The 18131-nt window shown below is 49.2% G+C and carries 9 protein-coding genes; 1 reads left to right on the top strand and 8 read right to left on the bottom strand.

Annotation, left to right across the window (positions count from 1 at the left end; translation table 11 throughout):
• Positions 1 to 51: 51 nt before the first annotated feature.
• The 4 genes from AC58QM_RS10935 to AC58QM_RS10920 all read right to left on the bottom strand — a co-directional run bounded on the left by AC58QM_RS10935 (position 52) and on the right by AC58QM_RS10920 (position 4325).
• Positions 52 to 1356 carry an enolase C-terminal domain-like protein gene (locus AC58QM_RS10935; RefSeq protein WP_497283813.1) on the bottom strand — a complete coding sequence of 435 codons (1305 nt, stop codon included), beginning with the start codon at positions 1354 to 1356 and terminating at the stop codon, positions 52 to 54.
• Position 1357: 1 nt separating this feature from the next.
• Positions 1358 to 2281 carry a Gfo/Idh/MocA family protein gene (locus tag AC58QM_RS10930; protein WP_497283811.1) on the bottom strand — a complete coding sequence of 308 codons (924 nt, stop codon included), beginning with the start codon at positions 2279 to 2281 and terminating at the stop codon, positions 1358 to 1360.
• A gap of 108 nt (positions 2282 to 2389) precedes the next feature.
• Positions 2390 to 3355 (bottom strand): PLP-dependent cysteine synthase family protein, encoded by a 966-nt coding sequence (locus tag AC58QM_RS10925; protein ID WP_497283809.1) that lies wholly within the window; start codon positions 3353 to 3355, stop codon positions 2390 to 2392.
• Positions 3356 to 3374: 19 nt separating this feature from the next.
• Positions 3375 to 4325 carry a carbon-nitrogen hydrolase family protein gene (locus tag AC58QM_RS10920; protein WP_497283808.1) on the bottom strand — a complete coding sequence of 317 codons (951 nt, stop codon included), beginning with the start codon at positions 4323 to 4325 and terminating at the stop codon, positions 3375 to 3377.
• 366 nt (positions 4326 to 4691) lie between these two features.
• On the opposite strand from AC58QM_RS10920, the gene AC58QM_RS10915 reads away from it, so the two are divergent.
• The gene (locus AC58QM_RS10915) at positions 4692 to 8795 is read left to right on the top strand and encodes an OmpL47-type beta-barrel domain-containing protein (protein ID WP_497283806.1); all 4104 of its coding nucleotides are present in this window, start codon (positions 4692 to 4694) and stop codon (positions 8793 to 8795) included.
• A 65-nt stretch (positions 8796 to 8860) separates the two neighbouring features.
• Here the strand turns inward: AC58QM_RS10915 and AC58QM_RS10910 are convergent, their stop codons facing one another.
• The 4 genes from AC58QM_RS10910 to AC58QM_RS10895 form a co-directional block, all read right to left on the bottom strand.
• Positions 8861 to 10162, bottom strand: coding sequence for a Gfo/Idh/MocA family protein (locus tag AC58QM_RS10910; protein ID WP_497283805.1), 1302 nt, complete (start codon positions 10160 to 10162; stop codon positions 8861 to 8863).
• The gene (locus tag AC58QM_RS10905) at positions 10152 to 11840 is read right to left on the bottom strand and encodes a DUF4091 domain-containing protein (RefSeq protein WP_497283804.1); all 1689 of its coding nucleotides are present in this window, start codon (positions 11838 to 11840) and stop codon (positions 10152 to 10154) included. Before AC58QM_RS10905 ends, AC58QM_RS10910 begins: the two co-directional genes overlap by 11 nt.
• Positions 11841 to 11980: 140 nt before the next feature.
• Positions 11981 to 14332, bottom strand: a complete 2352-nt coding sequence (locus AC58QM_RS10900) for a helix-turn-helix domain-containing protein (protein ID WP_497283802.1) — start codon at positions 14330 to 14332, stop codon at positions 11981 to 11983.
• Between the two features lie 176 nt (positions 14333 to 14508).
• Positions 14509 to 18021 (bottom strand): right-handed parallel beta-helix repeat-containing protein, encoded by a 3513-nt coding sequence (locus AC58QM_RS10895; RefSeq protein WP_497283800.1) that lies wholly within the window; start codon positions 18019 to 18021, stop codon positions 14509 to 14511.
• Positions 18022 to 18131: the final 110 nt, after the last annotated feature.

Raw genomic sequence — 18131 nt, 5'->3', positions numbered from 1 at the left:
TCTCCTCCAGATAGCAAGAATTTCGTTTTACTCCTCATAGAAATAGACGTTTCACTTGGATTTTTGTGTACCTAATAACGATTCATAGTAAGCACTACGACCGAATATGCCTCCATTATGCTCATAAAATTCTGGATGCAGTTGAAATTGCCCATCTATTGTCTGGATCCAGCTGCCACCTGGCATTGGAAGATTTCTTTTCATAACTTCCCAGTTGGTATAGTTTTGACTGCCGTTGGATTCGATCAAGCCCATGGAGAGTCCCGGCACAGGCGGTAGATGAGCAGCAAGATTCTTATTCCAATCCACCATCATCGGATTAGCAGTCAAGTCAGCACAGAAACAAGGAATACCATGTTCACTAGCCAACTTCGCAACGCGCAAGCTCATGCTCATCGTCTTGGCCACCGGCTTCAAGGCAAAGGCCCCGTACCCCATTTGGATTCGCTCCAAAGCATCCTTTTCATCATGTACACTTTCATCCCCTGTCACCCTTACCGGAATATCTGAAACATCCAGGTGCACATGTTCAGGAAACGGCTCTTCCACCAATAAAATGTGTTCTATAGCTCCAATTCGCTCTGCAGCGTCCACTAACCTCCAAAGAAGATCCTTGCTGCCGTACCTCCCATTGATGTCGAGGTAATAAGCAATTTTTCCATTGGCCGTATGAAGACAGTCACGGTTCCCAGCGATGCGATGAATCTCCTTCAACCTATGGATATCCCACTCCAGCATTTTCTCGGGATCTCCATCCTGATTCGGATCTGAGCCTAATTTAATTTTCAGCACAAAATAACCCTCGTCAAGCAGCGCTACAACATCCTCTTCTGTCATCCCATAAGAAACGACTGGCGTACATGCTAGCCGTTCATGCCGAGATGCTAGTATGGATCTATACGCCTCCGGAATCAGTTCTGTAAAATGGACACCAGGAGTTTTGCGACTCAGCAGCATCCAAGCTGCATGATCAATAGGAACTAGCGCGTTGAGCGCAAAGGTAGCCCTGAGCGGATCGCCCCCCCATACGCGGGAGGCATATTCATAGGCCTGCACCACCAGAGGATCCAAAATATCCATAGGGGTTTCGAATGGGATATGCTGAGCGGCTAACAACGCATATTTGGTAATGTCATTCATGAATATATTGCCTCGTTCATTGCCCCATTGTGTATAGACCTGTGGATCAGACCAAAGTATACTCTGGACACCTAGCCCCACACCGATATCCCCTTCCAGATCCTCCAAAGAAACGAAGGATTGCCAGAGTTCATTCACATAGCCGCCTTTGAAACCAAATGGAGCGAGTAACGGTTCGCGTTCTACAATAAAATTCGTTTGCTTGATCGTTATCATCCTAATGTCCTTTCACTTTCATTCGATACTGTGCAGCGAAAGCGGGTCCTTCGTAACCTTGATCTTCGTCTGATAAATGCTTCAAAGCTACTTGCTGTCCTCCCGACAAGAATGATTTTCTCGCGGCCATCGCAGCGAGTTCTGCTTCTAGCAACTGACTTATTGTAACGAAAGGTTCCGCATCCCCTGCCAAGTATGGCAAGCTCGCTTCCAAAAAAGAACGATATAATCGGCTGCTATCCACCTGTAGATGCTTGACTGTATGTTCGGTCACAATCGTCGCATAGAAGGGCAAGTATCCCTTTGTATTTCCGACACTTAAGAATCCCTTGCGCCCATCCCGCCATATGAGCTCAATTTGATGCTGTAGGTAGATGCCTGTGGATCGTACGCTTTCAATACCCGCTCCCATAATCGCTTGTAGGAAGTAGAACGCATGTATGCCGTAATTAAATTCATCAACGGAACAGCCCGCTAGCACAGTCACAATCTCGTCGTTCGGATCATGTTGCCGATGCCATTCTTTGGCCTCTTCGCAGACGCTTAACGAAGAACCTCCTGTTATACGAGCACCACTGCGTTCCCACTCCAATAGTTGCTGGATGTCACGCATGTTCCCTGCCATAGGTTTATCTATCAGTATAGCTTTACCCGCGTTGACAAAAGGACGTGCACGCTCGACATGCAAGTCCCAATTCACGCTATGGATAATGACCGCATCTACGAGTGGCACCATGTCTTCCAACGAATCACAAACCATTTGGATGTCATGCTTCTCCGCAAATTGTGTGGCATACCCTTCCTCATGAACGGTTCCCCCATCGAATACGGCAACCACCTGATGGCCTAGTTCCTTAATGATAGGCACCCAATTGCCCGGATGTGATGTGTCTAGATCTACAATTCCAATGCGTAGCGTTTGCATTCTTATGCCTCCTATTTAAAGCTCTATTCGCCAAGGCATGAAAAGAGCCTCTTCTGCACGATGATATCACCGTGATTATGTGCATATCTTTATGTCGCCGTCATTCACTTACGGGTACAGATCGGTGCTTAAATATTTCAAGCCTGAATCGTTAATGGTCAATACGATCCGAGCTCCTTTCTCTCGCGACTTCAATAGCTGCAGGGCTGCAGCGATGTTGGCCCCGGAAGAAAAACCCGCAAATATTCCCTCTTCGCGCGCTAATCTCCTACAAGCTTCAATCGCTTCCTCATCGGTAACCGTCAAGAAATCAGAGATCAAGTTTCGATCGACCAATGGCAACTCCATACTGTACCCGCCGCCTTGCAGCCTGTGGTTCGGATTGGTCTGCGTCCCACCCGCCAGATAAGGAGCCCCTTTCGGTTCTACCAAATAACTGCGAATGGCAGGATTATAGGCATTCAACCTTTTGGCACAGCCAGCAAACGTTCCACCGCTTCCTGCAAAGTCAAGAAACACATCAAATTCACCGCAAGTTTGCTCCCATATCTCTTCTGCCGTATGTAACTCATGAGCGAGCAAACTCCCTCGATGATGAAATTGATCCGCACGGAATGCGCCTCGTTCTTTAACAATGTGCAGCGTTTCTGCATCTACTAACGCAAGATCTTCGCCAGACACTTGACCAGGTACTGACCCAGTTGCTTGTTCAACCAGTACGACCTCAGCTCCTAGCGCACGCATCATCCGCGCTCGCTCCATCGAATTCCCTTTCGACATAACAGCAACAAACGGGTACCCTTTCACCGCGCAGACGATGGCAAGCCCAGTACCGGTATTGCCACTCGTTAGTTCCACAACGTTCTGACCTGGCGTAAGTGTGCCATCTTGCTCTGCTTCTTCTATAATTTGGAGCGCAATTCGGTCTTTCTTGCTAAAGCCAGGATTGAGGTATTCGAGCTTGGCATAAATTTCCCCGTCTAATTCCTTGGTTAAGCGGCTCAATCTAACTATAGGTGTGTTCCCTATCGCTTGATGAGCACCATCCAGAATTGTTTTACGATAGTCAATCATTGGCACCACTCCTTCCAAATTAAAGCTCTATACGCCCAGGCATAAGCCGGGCCTCCTCGGATCGACAGAAATAATCATCCATCAGCTCCAGCCCAAACTCTGCAATAATATCGTTCACAGTGAAGTCCTCAGATTCGCTAGTTAACAGGACACAACCCAAAAAACCAGGGTCATGAATCTTGACTTTCGTCCCATATTTCTGTTTGATTTTAAGAAAATGTGCACCATTCTCATCAATATGAATAACAGCGTAATCCAAGTTAACCTTGGTTGTAATAAATGGATAGTAATTCGTGCTCTGTGCTGCCACCTCCCCCAATGGAGAGATAACTGTGCAAGGTAAGCCCGATATCGCACCGGCAAAATAGGATCTGCAGGAATAAGCCCAATAGTTTTGCATAATCCCACCATGATACATGGAAGGAAATACGATTAAATCCGGTTTTGCTTTCACATACTGCTCCCGAAGCCCATCAAAGTTCAAATCAAAGCATATCGCTGCTGCAACTCTCCCAAAATCACATTCAAAAATGGGGGCTTCCTTCCCATAAAGAATATGATGCTTGTTATATTCATCAGGAACCAAATGGTTTTTATGGTAGGACCCCATCACTTGCCCCTCGCGATCAATCAACTGCATCGCATTTCGCCAGCTGCCGTCCTCAGCTTCAATATGTGCTGGATACGTGATATAACAACGGTGCTGCTTCGCAACGCCTGCCAGAAAATCACGAATTTGATTTTTTCGGAATCGATAATAGGCTAATTTTTGATCTTGCGGGAACTTCCGTTGATCCGGCCTGTCACTGGCTTCGTGCAGTACGATTAAATCTGGACGATCCGGGAGCACCTGGTCTAGTTGACTCTGCCAATGTTGAATCATACGTTCCACAGCCTCTTGAGCAGGAATATCTGCTTCTATCACCAAAGGTCTAGGACCTAAACAACTTATCGTTACATATTTCGCCATGATGACTCGCCACCTTGCTTGAATAATTGTACATGATGCAGTATGTGTCCGAATTATACGATCCGTACAGAAAGCTGATTAAATTGGAACTGATTTAATAGTTGCAATACCATGCCCCCCATTCATACACTCATCCAACATAAACTGGAATGCAATCAAAAGAAAAGTGCAAGATCTGCACTTTACTCTCTTATGGAACTAAATGTTTTAAATTCTTACTTTTGAATAACCGAGGTTCATTAAAATATAAATGTTTCAGCTTGATTCAAGAGTAAAGTACGGATATTAGACTTTTTATTATTTGGCAAATTGATAAGTTAGAAGTATGGATATTGTCCATAACTACTTATCGAGGAGGCTTGTGTAATGCGAAAAAAATCGAAGCTTGGGTATGGCTTGGCGTTAACGTTAACGCTAGGCTTTATCGGTGGGTTGCTGCCCGCACCAAGCGCATTTGCGGCTGCAACGACCTACTACGTGGCTCCGAACGGAAATGACGCCGTAGCAGTAAATTCAGAGGCGACACCATTCAAAACGATCAATAAATGCGCCCAAGTTATGCTGGCAGGGGACACCTGTATCATCGCATCGGGTACGTATCGCGAGACGGTTACTCCAGCTGCGTCCGGTAATAGCGGCCAGCCCATCACCTTTCGGCCAGCCACGGGCGCAACCGTAATTGTAAGCGGTACCGAGCCAATTAGCGGCTGGACGCAACACACAGGACAGATATATAAAGCAGATTTATCTTGGAGCCTCGGGAAAGAAAACCAGCTTTTCGTAAATAATGGCTCGGCTGTTGCTCCCCTTTGGGAAGCGCGTTGGCCAAATATCAGCGAATATACTCTGCCTGGTTTAAAAGCAGGTGTCGCCACCGCAGACTCAGGATCAGCGACGTCGATTGTTGATTCAGATCTGACGCAGTCTAATGACTTTTGGAAGAACGCTCTGGTCTGGGAAAGAGGCGGGAATGCTTACCAAGGCATGACCAGCAAGGTAACAGGCTACAATAGTGCGACCCATACCCTTACATATGAACCGATTACAGGTGACTATCAGGAACTGTATCCTCGGTTAGGCAGCACGTACTTCCTTAGCGGAGTTTTAGGCGCATTGGATGCTCCAAACGAGTGGTATGTGGATGAGACAGCCCAAAAGGTTTATTTGTGGGCACCGAACGGCGGGGTTCCCTCCAATGTTGAGGTTAAAAAGCGCAAGACCGCATTCAATTTGAACGGAAAATCCTTCATCCAAATGAAGGGGATTCGCACTTTTGCTGCCAACATCACAATGAACGGTTCAAGCAATAACGTTTTGGATGGCATTCAGGCTGATTATGTGTACTTTTCGAACTATTCCCAAAATACAACAAATGCCGATCAGCTTAATGGCGGAATTAGCATCGTCGGAGACAATAACGAAATCAAGAACAGTAAGATTGGCTACTCCTCGGGAACGTTAATCAATATTGAGGGGAACAGCAACCGCATTGTGAACAACATTATTCATAACGGCAGCTATATGGCTTCCTATGATCCCCTGGTGAAGCTTTCTAGCGGGACCAGCAACCTGATCAGTTACAACGAGATTCGAGACTCTGGAAGATTCAATATTTATTGGAGATCCGGCAGCGGGGAGATTTCATACAACGATATTTCTAATGGGATGTGGCTTTCCCGAGACGGAGCCCTGCTATATAGCTGGGGTCTCGATATGGGTAACAGCGACATTCATCACAATCTGATCCACGACAGCAAAGGCTCAGATATGAGCGTCGGTCTCTATTTTGACAACTATGCGAACAATGTGGTGGCGCATCATAACGTCATCTACAACAATGACGTAGGGATTCAAATGAATACGCCTGGTAATTACCGACTCATCTATAACAACACAGTTGTAAATCATAGAACCAGCAGCATAGGCTTCTGGGGATCTCCACCCTATAACCAGGAGTTGTTTGGATCTAGGGTGTATAATAACATTTTTACGAACAGTGTCTCCTTAACAACAGATACGGCCAACGGGTACAACACGACATCTGGCACTGGCGTGAATTTTGTGAATCCAGCTGCCAATGACTTCCGACTAAATGCCGGTTCAACGGCTATTAATACAGGGGCGGTTATTAAGGGAATCACGGACGGTTATGTGGGTATTGCTCCGGATGCAGGTGCCTATGAGTTCGGCGGTGTCAATTGGAAGGCAGGGCCAGATTTTGCTAATCCTCCAAGCGTGACCTACACCCAGATCGATACGCCTTATATGAACCTGATCAAGAACAGCGGCTTCAACGGGACGACCGATAACTGGCTGAAATGGACGACCAACGGAACCACTGATGTCCAATCCGTACCCGCATCTCCAGACTGGCAAGTACGAGGAAGACAATTCCGTTTGAAGCTGGGGCCAGGTGGAGCTGGTGTGGAACAAAAAATTACAGGTCTAAAACCGGACACCGAATATAAATTTGTGGCTTGGGTATACAATGAACCTGGGGAATCCATCGTTCTCGGCGTATTTAATTATGGCGGAAACGCAATCGAAATCACATCAAAAGATACCCAATATGTTCGCAAAGAAATTACTTTCCGAACAGGTCCTACGAATACGGATGCACGCGTGCGCATCTACAAGTCTGGTTCAGCTGTAGGCCTTTCATATGCAGACGATACCGGTTTGATTGAAAATACGCCGTTCGATGCTGGCGTTAGCCAAACCTTCTTGAAAGAAGTCCAGTTCACGACACCGGTAAATCTCTTTACGGTTGGAGAGCAAGGGACCTTGAATTTGACAGGAGCACAGCAAAATGGCTCGCCGGCGGATCTGTCTACTGCCGATATCCAGTTGGTCTCCAGCGACCCTCAAGTACTGCGTATTAATAGCGTAAGTAATGGCTCCGCTTCCGTGACAGCCCTTGCAGCAGGTCAAGTCACCGTATCGGCAACCGTCTCCAGGGACGGCATTACGAAAGCGGCAACACAAATATCGACGGTCTTCCCTACCGGCGGAACGGACACTGGGCCGGCAGGCTGGGCTCTGAAGACTTACGGTTCTCATAGCAAGAGCTTCGTCACAACGAATCCCGATGGCACCTATTCGCTCGTAGGCGTAGGGGACAATGTATGGGACAAAACGGATGATTTCGTCTACCTTAGCAAAAACGTTCATATCGCTGACCCTAGCGCTAAAGTCACGTTTACAGCAACGATAGACGCCTTCGATTTCCCGGATCCTGCAACGATTGGATTGATGTTCCGTGCAAAAGACACGGCGGATTCGAAGCATGTTCAATTCCGCACAGACGGAACCGGCAAGGTGCTAAGGTATGTATTCCGCAACAACGAGAGCTTGCTGGATGCGCAGAATCCACCTGCTCAGCAAAAATACTGGGGCTCATCGACAGGGCTGCTGCTGGACTATGCGGGCAAGAGCATTAACGCCCCATTCCAAATGAAATTGGTCAAAGAAGGCAACAACGTTACTGGATATTACTATAAAGATTCACAATGGCTATCCATCGGTTCCACGACTGTGGAGTTCGACGGAACCGACTTCCTTGCCGGTATCGGCATGTTCTCGGGAAGCGGAAAGCCGCCGGTAAAGGCGGTCATCTCGCAGTTGGACATACAAGTTGAAGATGTGCTTTCTTCCGTTTCGATGACAGCAGATAGCATGTATGTAGGAGCTGGAAGCCCGGCCCAATTGTCAGTGACCGGCTATGTATCTGATGGGTCTCTTGCAGATCTAAGCCAGGCAACATTCTCGTACAGAAGCGACAATAGCGCAGTAGCCACTGTGGATAGCAATGGAATCGTAACCGCAACTGGGGAAGGCATTACTTCCGTTCATGCTTCAGTTACCCTGGGCGCTGTAACGAAGGAAGCGAGCGTAGGATTCCTAGCTGATCTAAGAGCTCCAATCACAGTAGCTGAGGCTGTCTATGGGGCACAAACGACGGTGGTGGCCCTCTCATCAACCGACAATTTGTCAGGTGTCGCAAGAACCGAATATCAGATTGATAACAGTGGGACTTGGAGCACGTATACAGGACTTATATTATTGGGTCAAATCGGCACACATACGGTCCAGTATCGTTCTGTCGATAAAGCGGGCAATACAGAAGCAATCAAATCCATCGTCGTAGGCTTAATGGACAGGACAGCTCCGGTACTTAACGTAGCGCTAAGCAAATCTTCGATTTGGCCGGCGAACCATAAGATGGTCGCTATCCAGGCCAGCGTGAACGCAAACGATGCGGATTCGGGCGTTGCATCGGTCATCTTGAGCTCCATTACAAGCAGCGATCCAAACAGCAGCGCAAGCGACATCCAAGCTGAGATCGGTACTCCTGCTACATCATTTAGCTTGCGAGCCGAGAAGGATCGCACTTATACCATAACCTACACGGCTACCGATAAAGCAGGCAATAAAACCATTGTTTCAAGCGTTGTCACCGTCGAGAAATAATAAAAATCGCAAAGAAACACCCTCGTATCGGATTTCGAAACGAGGGTGTTTGTTTTCTTCCAGTCTCACTTTGGTAACAAGCTGCTCCAATCCATTTCCAAAGAATGCCCCGATTCCATGGAAGTATCGGCCCGAAACCCGACAAGGTGACCAATGATGCTATGCTCCAAAGAAGTGGAAAATTGGGCGGAAGTGTCTCCTCGCACAACCCGCACAAAATCTTCGACAAGCCGGTGATCACCACCGCCATGCATATCCCGGCTGACCGGAATATCGACGCGTTGCTCGCTATAAACACCGCCTTCTCGCAGATGCGGGTGACGCACCACGAAGGAGCCTTCCTCGAGCTCTCCGTAGATCTCCCCCTTCGTTCCCGTAATATGCACGGTGCGACAGGCCTTCGCTGCCCCGCCTACTAGATTGTGAACGGCAGTACTTCCGTTCTCAAATTCCATCATCACCGCCTGATGATCGACGATATCGTTATCGCACCGCCAGACGCAGCGGCCGAATGGGTTGTCCGTGCGCAGGCTCTCTAGCTTCTCCTCGTCACTGAGCCGCACGCCGTCCAGGTAACGTGGCCACACATAAACCGGCCACAGCGGCTGGTCAACGTAGAGCTTCTTCGCCGAATACACACAGTTCTCTTCGATTGCGCAGTCAGTCAAGCAGCGGGTGCCCGAGCCTTGAGGAGCCCGCGACTCGCGAAAATACGAACGACTGCCGAAGCTGCTCACCTTGACTGGCCGCACCTTGGATTGAAACCAAGTGACGAGGTCAAGGTCATGGCAGCATTTTTGCATGAGGAAAGACGAGCCTCCTCGCTCCTTATTCGCGAATTTACCGCGAACGAACGCCGTGGCCATGTGGTGATAGTCCACATTTTCCTCGGTCTGAATATGGAGGATGTCCCCAATTGTCCCAGCCTCCAGCTCCCTCTTCAGCTCCACGTAGAAGGGAGCATATCGAAGCACATGGCAGATCATAACCTTGCGGCCGTAAGCTTGGGCTGCGCGATGCAGTTCCAGCACCTCATCCTCCGCAATCCCGATCGGCTTCTCCAGCAGCAGGTCGTAGCCTTTCTGCAGCAGCGGCAAACTCGTCGCTACGTGCTGCGCGTCCAATGTCCCGTTAATCGCCGCATCCGCCAGCTTCGGCCTTGCTACAAGCGCCTCCACATCAGCGAACACCATGTCCTCCGCCAACCCATAACGTTCTGCCGTATGCGCGCGCCGAAGCGGATTCGGGTCCACTACCCCAACCACCCGCATTTGCTCCGGATGCTTCAGTGCATAGCTCGCGTAATTCATACTGCGGCTGCCTGCACCAACAATGATAACCTCTATCGGTTTATTCTCAGCTTTCATCGCTATCTCCCCTTCTGGTTGACTCCGATGCAACACTTATCGCTCGATTGACCCTTTCCCGAAGCCCGAGCAGCCATTCTGCATCTGTCGGATAACGGCTAAAGCTCAAAGGTTCTGTAAGTCCCTCTTCAATCAACGCCAGCACCCGCTCGCGCCCGACCATGCTTTCCAGCAGCTGCAGCGCCCTAAGGTCCTGCAAGCCCTCATAGAAAACTTCCATACGGATCGACTCTATCGGCCCTTCTTCCCCTGGATAGACCAAAAAGGCATCGCCGGATGGGAAGCTGCGGCCAGCGTCTGTCACGCGATAAGGATCAATTGCTTGCAGCGAATACTGCGTATTCCAAAAGTTATATCCCCAATGCAAGAACCCGGCAATTTGGAACTTGTACAGTTGAACGCCGATCACTCGATTGCGGGCGGACGGCATGTTGAAAAACCGATTGGATACTTGCCGGTACTGCACGCAACAGTAATACGTCCACAGGCCGGGAACTTGTCGCTCAAGGAACGGTTCGATGTGGTCGTTCGCTGGAATCGGACCTTTCACAAGCCCCTGTTCATAGTACTCATAATTCGTCAGCGCATCGATAATTGGGAAGTTACCTAAGTGCGCCTGCATCAACTCGCTCGCGCTGCGATACCAGGGCATATGCTCTAGCAGAGGCTCATCTGATATATGAAAATAGCAGCGATTCTCAAGTCCTCGCTCTCGAAGTAACGCTGTAAGTGCGGGTAAATATTGATTCAGGAATGACCTATACGCTTCCCCAGTCGCATCTGTATCCCAGCCGAAAATGCGACTCAGCTCTCCCCGCTCCTCCGCCATCACCTTCGGAGCGTGCTTTGCGCCCCATTGGGTGAACAGGTGCGAGAATTCAAAAAAACGGATCCCGACCTGATCGCACAGCTCGATCCAACGAACAAGTCGGCTGAAGCCGAATGCGTACGTGCCGTCCGCCTCCTTCCGCACATCCACCAGCTGAACCGTTGGGCGCTCACCGCCCACCTGAGTATCCAGCGGTGGCGTGAAGTGCGGCGTGAGTACCATGTTCATGCCGTGCCGCACGGCAGTTTGCAAGTATTGATTGATGAGCCCCCAGTGCGCATCGCTAAATACATCAACCTTGTAGTAATTCGCCAAGCAATCGGCATGAAACCACTCCGTGTGAATCAGCGTCTGAGGAGGCAGCACGGCTGGAATGACCTCTAAGTGAAAGCTCTCTTCACCAAGCTTCTCCCCCGTGGTCGTTGCAAACTGTACAGTCACGACATAAGCTTCCGATGGCGTCTCTTCATTTAGTTCAATGGTTACCCAGACGGATCTCCATTGATAATGGATTCCCACAACACCATGCTCTTCGTCTATAGGATACAACGGATCGGGATAAAGGCCTGGTGTGACTCGCAACACATTATCATCATGGCGACGCTGGCAGGGGAGCTCCGACGGTGCCAAACCGACTTCCCGCAAAATAATGGCCGCCTGCAAGGTGGAAGTGACGCTCACCCGGATCGGCTTGGTCAAAGCAGGTGCCCGGTAGGCGACCTGGAAATCAAACATCTCCCCGCGTAAGACAGAGCCACGCGTATAAGATTCCGCACGAAGCTCCTCGTCCGGAAACACTTTAACTAAGGAATGGAGACTCCGTGTCTCAAATTCAACTACATCTTGCATGTAAATTCCCCTTTGTTCTCGACATAGGATCAGCGTAACCCCCAGAAAAAGCAAAAGAAAGTGCAAGATTCGCACTTTCTTTCACCAAATCAATGAACAATTTGAACTTTTATGCACGATGAAGATGTGAACCGATTTGTCTACAACGACAGCGATTTCTTGATGCGGTAATCCTTCGGCGTCGTGCCGAAGCGCTTCTTGAACAGCTTGAAGAAGTAGCTCGGCGAGCTGAAACCAACCTTTTCGGAGATTTCGTTCACCGGCAGGTTATTGTTCTCGAGCAGCATGACCGATTTCAGCAACCGAATTTCGTTAATGTAATCCGCCACTGAGATCGTCTCCTGCTTCTTAAAAATGCGGCCAACATACGCAGATGACATCCGCAGCATATCGGCGATTTCTTGCAGGCTCAAATTCGGATTGGAGTAATTCGCTTGAATCACATCTTTGATCGTATCGATGATAAAATGATCCTTCGTCTCCGTCCCGCGTTTCTGATCCTCGAAGATCGAGCTAAGGATGGCACCGAATTCCGCAAAGATTTCGTCCAGTGTTTCCTTCTCGAATACGAGGCGATCAATGGAACGAAGGTCGATGAGCAGCGGCGACAGCTTGTTCTGGTTGATTTCGCGAACCGTCTGTTTGATCAGAATGCCGAGTTGAATCACGGATTGTACAACGGCGTCGGAGCTCATTCCGGCAATCACCCGACGCAGGTGCTCCAGCTCCTGGAAGACGTTTTCCGGATGTCCTGCTTTAATCGCCTCCGCGAATTTCCGCTCGAGCTCCAGCGGGATGTGAGCCTCAAGATTCGCGAGATTGCTCTGCACCATCTCCGGAGTGATTACGGTGCTGTAGCCAAAATTCATTTTATATAGATGGTAATCCAATGCTTTCTCGTAGCGGGCCGTAAGCTCGCGATAATGGGATGCGACATCGCCCAGCGCAGCCGTGAAAGTGACGTGATAGTACTCGCCGATGGTTTGCTGCGCCTGCTGCAGCAACTTCGTGATTGCAGTGTAACTTTCTTTTGGGCGCGTACCGGCCTCAAAGACCAGCACGAGATGCTCGCCACGAATGTCGACGACGTCCCCTCGCAGCTCCTCCGTTACAAATTCTCGAATGATATTGGACACGGCAAAATTCAGCAGCTTTATATCCACTCCGAGCATTTTTTCTTTCAGCTCTTCGTAACGATCGAATTTAAGGACCCCTACGATGGTCTCCTTTTCCAAATCAACGTTCACATATCCGCCCCGCATACACTCAGCCAATTCCTCAGATGTGAAGGCTTGGCTGTCAGTTACGAGCTTGCGCAGATAATAAGAGTGCACGATCGCTTCGTTGCTGTCGTGCCTCGTCTGCTCGGTCATGAGCTTCTCGATCAGATGGTTGTAAATGTGTGAGATATAGCTGATCTCATCCTGCTCGTTCGTGCGATCCGGCTCGCCTCCAGGAAGCCGCTTGGTCTGCTTAAGCAACACATTGATCGGCGAGTATAGACGGTTTGAAATGACCAAAGAAGCAAAAACAGCGATAACGAGACAGATTGCAGCTACCGTGATGAAGACGACCTTCAGCTTATCGACCGCAGCGATCACGCCTATATAAGGTTCAACATCGACGATCACCCAATTGACGGAACGGTTCACGATGTAATTGACGATCTGCTTCTCGCCGTTAACCATATATGTAAATTGGGACACCTGGCGGCCCGAAGAAGCGATTTGCCGATACACCTCGTCCTTTAGGTTCCCCAGATCTTGGTTGTCTTTAATATCTGGACTATACATTTCTTTATTCTGGTCCAAAACGAATATCCGGTTAGCCCGCTTTGAGGATTGGCGGTTCATCAGCTCCAGCTTTTCAAACAGCCATTCTGGCTTGACATTGATGATCAAAGCGCTCTCCTTCTTCGTATATGCGTCTAGCGAGTCATACATAAACAGGGAGAATACTTGTTGCGAGCGCTCCGGATGCTTTAGGTCCGGGACGTAGCGTAGCGGCATCATTTGCATTTTGAAAATTGGCTTACCGCCACTTAGAAATTCACCGATTTGATTCATGAGATTGCTCGTTGAGCTCGTGATCGCGTCGTCACCGCTCATGAAGTACATGCTTCGCTTGCTGTTGTAGATAACGATGGAGTGAATAAAGGAGTTATAAGCGATGGTCTTGTTCAACTTGTTTACACGGTTGGTGTCTTCAAAGGTTTCCTGTTCGCCACTAAATAACAAATGGGCCATATCTGTATCGTAGAACATAGAGATAGCGAAATTTTTCACGGTGTCATTCATATAAGTGATATTGTAGTTGATTTGTGAAAGCACCTTCTCATTGGCTTCTTGCTGCGAATCTAAACTAATTTTTTTTGAATACAGGAAAGCGGACAGTAAGGAGGCCAGCATAACGGATATAATAAGCAGATTGATCGATAGAATGATACGCATGAAATATTTCCGTTCCCGGTACTTACGCAAGTAATTGTTCAATGGTCCATCCCCTCTTCTCTCTCTAACTTTCTTTATTGGTTCCAATCGCCTCGAAATCTAGTCCGCGCGAAGTTGACCCTTTCTTATTTCAACATAAAACCCAGATTTCCTTTTCATTATAGATATACACCCTTCGGATGACCGAAGGGTGTACTTTTATTTAGCGGAACCTCCACTTAGTAATTTTTTGTAAGCTGCAGATCCGTAATGATCGCCTTCGCATTAGGCCGCCCGGCACTGGAGTACAGTGCAATCCCCGCAAGAATGTTGGCGCCGTTCGTGAAGTTGACCGTCGTTTGGCCGAACAGAATGTAATTGTTGCCGTCCAGATAATAGCCTTTCACGATGTTCCCTTCCTTGGTCAGCATGATCGGCATTACCCGAGGCACCACACCTGTTGTGGCAGGTATTAGCTTCACACCGGTTTTGTAATGGTTAATCAGGTCGGTCGATCCAGATGCTGTATTCCGGAACACAAGTCGAAGGATATCGCCTGCTCCGTCCATCCGGAACTCCGCATGCTCGGAACCCGCTGTGTCCTGCTCACGGAACATAAGACCGATAGAACCTGGGTCGTACGAGCTGAATTCAACGTTCGCCTTCAGCGTAATCTTGTTGCCGGCCGTATTGGAGTTAAGCACGGACTTATTCAGGAAGACGAAGTCGTCGGAAGTGCCCCAAATGTTATCCCCTTTGCCGACGAGTGTGTACGTATTCGTGGAGCTGTTGAACGTCGTGAACCCACTAGCATTCGTTCCGTACGCCTTAGCTGTAAAGTCCGTCGCAGCAGGTGTGCCGACCGGATACACGGTGACGATCTGACTCGTTGCCTTGGCGATAATCCCTTTCCTTGCAATAGCGGTCACGGTCGTTTGACCTGGACCCACCGCCGTGTAGCTAACCGTTCCTCCGGTAGAGCTGTTGATACTCACGACGTTAGGATCGCTCGAAGCAAATGTAATCGTTGCTCCCGACCAACTAGCTGCACTGCCGTTTTGAAGCGTGCCGTTCAAGGTCAAGCTTCCTGTTGCTCCCGTTGTTGTGCTCGTTGCCGGCGTACCAACGAAAGCTACATCTTTCAGATTGGTACCGTCGCTAAGTCCTGAATTAAACGGTGCGGATTCAATCAAGCCAGCGTCGTCTGCGAAGGAATAATGGTTAGCGTACGACTTGTTTTTGAAAATTTGCACACGCGGCTTGATCGGTGTTCCATTCTCAGCAGTAAGCGAGCCTGTTGTAAAATTCAGTTCCTGACGCACATACTTCCCACTGGTCGAAGGCACCGACACTTTAGGCACGGTTGGTGCAGATGCATCGTAATTCTCTGCTCCTAGAAGGATCGTTTCCGTTGACACAGGTGTCGTTATATTCGGATCCACCGGGATGTTGTAGACCCAGGCAGAGAACGTATAGGCCGTATTCGGCTTAAGACCTGAGATGGACTGTTCAATTCCATCTCCTACCGCCGATCCTCCTGCTGGGCTGCTGCCATCTCCAAGCCGAAGCTTGTTATTCTTGCCCCGGTTGACCCAATTCGGCTTTGTTGGCATTGGAGACGCAGGTACGGCATATTGCGTGTCGGAACCGACCGTAGTTTCTGTTCCCGCCGAAGACCAAGTTAACCAATCGGCCAAACCCTTCTCGAAGGCGCTATTCTTAATACGATTCATGTACGGCGTGTCGATCAACTGCCAAGCCGGTGAAGACGGATAATTGGAGTGATTGTAAGACGGAATCCAGTTGGAGCTGTTCGAGCCTCCCCCGAACTCATAGGCGCCGGCGTCTGGAGCAGACCCGCCCCATGTATACGTACTGGTAATGCCATCGATCGCTGCCCCGCTGTCAATCGCCGTGGAGCCTGTTTGCAGCCGGAAGTCATTGCCGTTCGCTCCTGCCGGGTTGACGAAGTTCAGTCCAACGGACGAGATGGTGTTGTAGCCCTGGGCAACGGTTGTAGGAAACAGCTTGCGATCCGTGTCAATCGCAAAAGCCTTATCCGTCATAATGTTGTTATAAAAGCGGGTGCCGAAGAACTCGTCGGGATATCCAGCCGCACCGTGAAACCCAATGCTTTTATCATTATTGACGATCGTGTTGTTGTAAGCGAGCTTGAAATTGCCTGGCGCACCCATCTGAATCCCGGTATCGTTGTTATAGATGACATTGTGATGGATGATCACGTTCTCCGTGTAATTGTCGAAATAGATGCCAACACTCGTGTCGTCCCCCTTGCTATCGTGAATCCAGTTATGGTGGATTTCAGTGTTCGCAAGCTCGGAGCCCCAAGCGTAGATCAGGCCACCATCACGGGAGAGCCTCATGCCTCGATTCATATCGTTGTAGCTGATCACTCCGCTGCCCGCGTAAATGGAGAGCAGCCCTCTGCCGGAATCTCGGATCTCATTATGGTCGATCACGTTCTCGGTTCCGCTGGATAAACGGATGAGCGAATCGTGCGTGGCCATGAAACTACCGTCATGGATACTGTTGTTCACGACCCGATTGCCTTTGCCCGCGATTTGCACCAACGTTCCAGTGGAATAGACGATCGTGCTGTTTTTCAACTCATTGTAGTCGCCAACCATATTAATGCCCCGCTCGCGCTGACTCTCGATCGACGTGCCGTGGCTGTAATCGGAGAAATACAAATACTCGGCTTTTACCTTGTCGAGCACATTGTAGGTGGACGGTGTGCTGCCAACTGTACCCATTAGGATGTTCGCCGCCATCGTTCGAATGCCGGAGATGGTGATATAGGATTTACCTTTCAGATTGAATGCGGTTTGGCGCGTCTTGGCTTCAACATTAGTAGGAACACCACCCGAAGGAGCCCACAAATAGAGATCCGTCGCATCCGTATGCCACTCACTTGCCACATCGAGCGCTCCCAATACGCCGGAGAGGAAATACGTACTCCCTTGCCGTGGCGAGTAATACGATTGGTCGTTTGTGACCGGATTCATCGTAAGTGTTTTGGTCGTATTGTTGAAGCCGGTAATGGTCGAAGTTTGCCCGGTGTAAGCGTCCCCTCCCCGCTCCCAGATCGACGCGCCAACCCAATTGATATTAGGCAAAGTGCTATCTGTGACTGTATAATAGGTCGTCATATTCGAGGCAGACTCCATGTAGGCCATCTTGTCTTTTAGCGCGTTCAAGTTGTAAGCTGTAATGTTTGGCCAGCGAGCTTCCCAGAGAAGGGTAGGATCAGCAGCCAAGTTTCCATTTGCGTCTTTCGGAACGACAAAAAACTGCTCTTCCGTCTCATCAAGCAAAGAGCTTCTAGTATAAGGAGTCTTGTAAACCGGCACACCAGTAATTCCTGCTGATGTCCATGCGCTCGTAATCGGATCGGTACCGCTGACTACGACGTTCGCTCCGCTTGCCGCCATAATCGTAATTCGCGTCGAATTGCTCGTTCCGCTGGTCGGAGGCGTAATGGTCTCGCGATAAATACCGGATGACACTTCGCACGTATCACCTGGCGTCAAAGCATTCGCGCAGCGTTGAATGGTCCTGAACGCAGCGGATAAGGATTTCCCATCATTCGCCGTATCGCTGCTGCCTGAGGCCTGTGATACATAGTAGGTAATACCAGCTGCTGAAACGGGCTGGACCGGTAACGCACCCATCACCACTGCAAAACTCATCATTGCGGCAAGACCTAAGCGAATAGTAGATTTTACCTTCATCAGTTAGCCTCCTTATTTATCGATTCATGCGATGTATTAACCCTTGTTGCTACTCTCCTTTCTATTGATAAACTGAAAAAAACTGCAACTGTATATCAGATATAACGGGA

The sequence above is a fragment of the Paenibacillus sp. J22P165 genome (assembly GCF_059692015.1).
The sequence above is the reverse complement of the archived record's forward strand: the minus strand, read 5'-3'. Positions and strand labels throughout refer to the sequence as shown.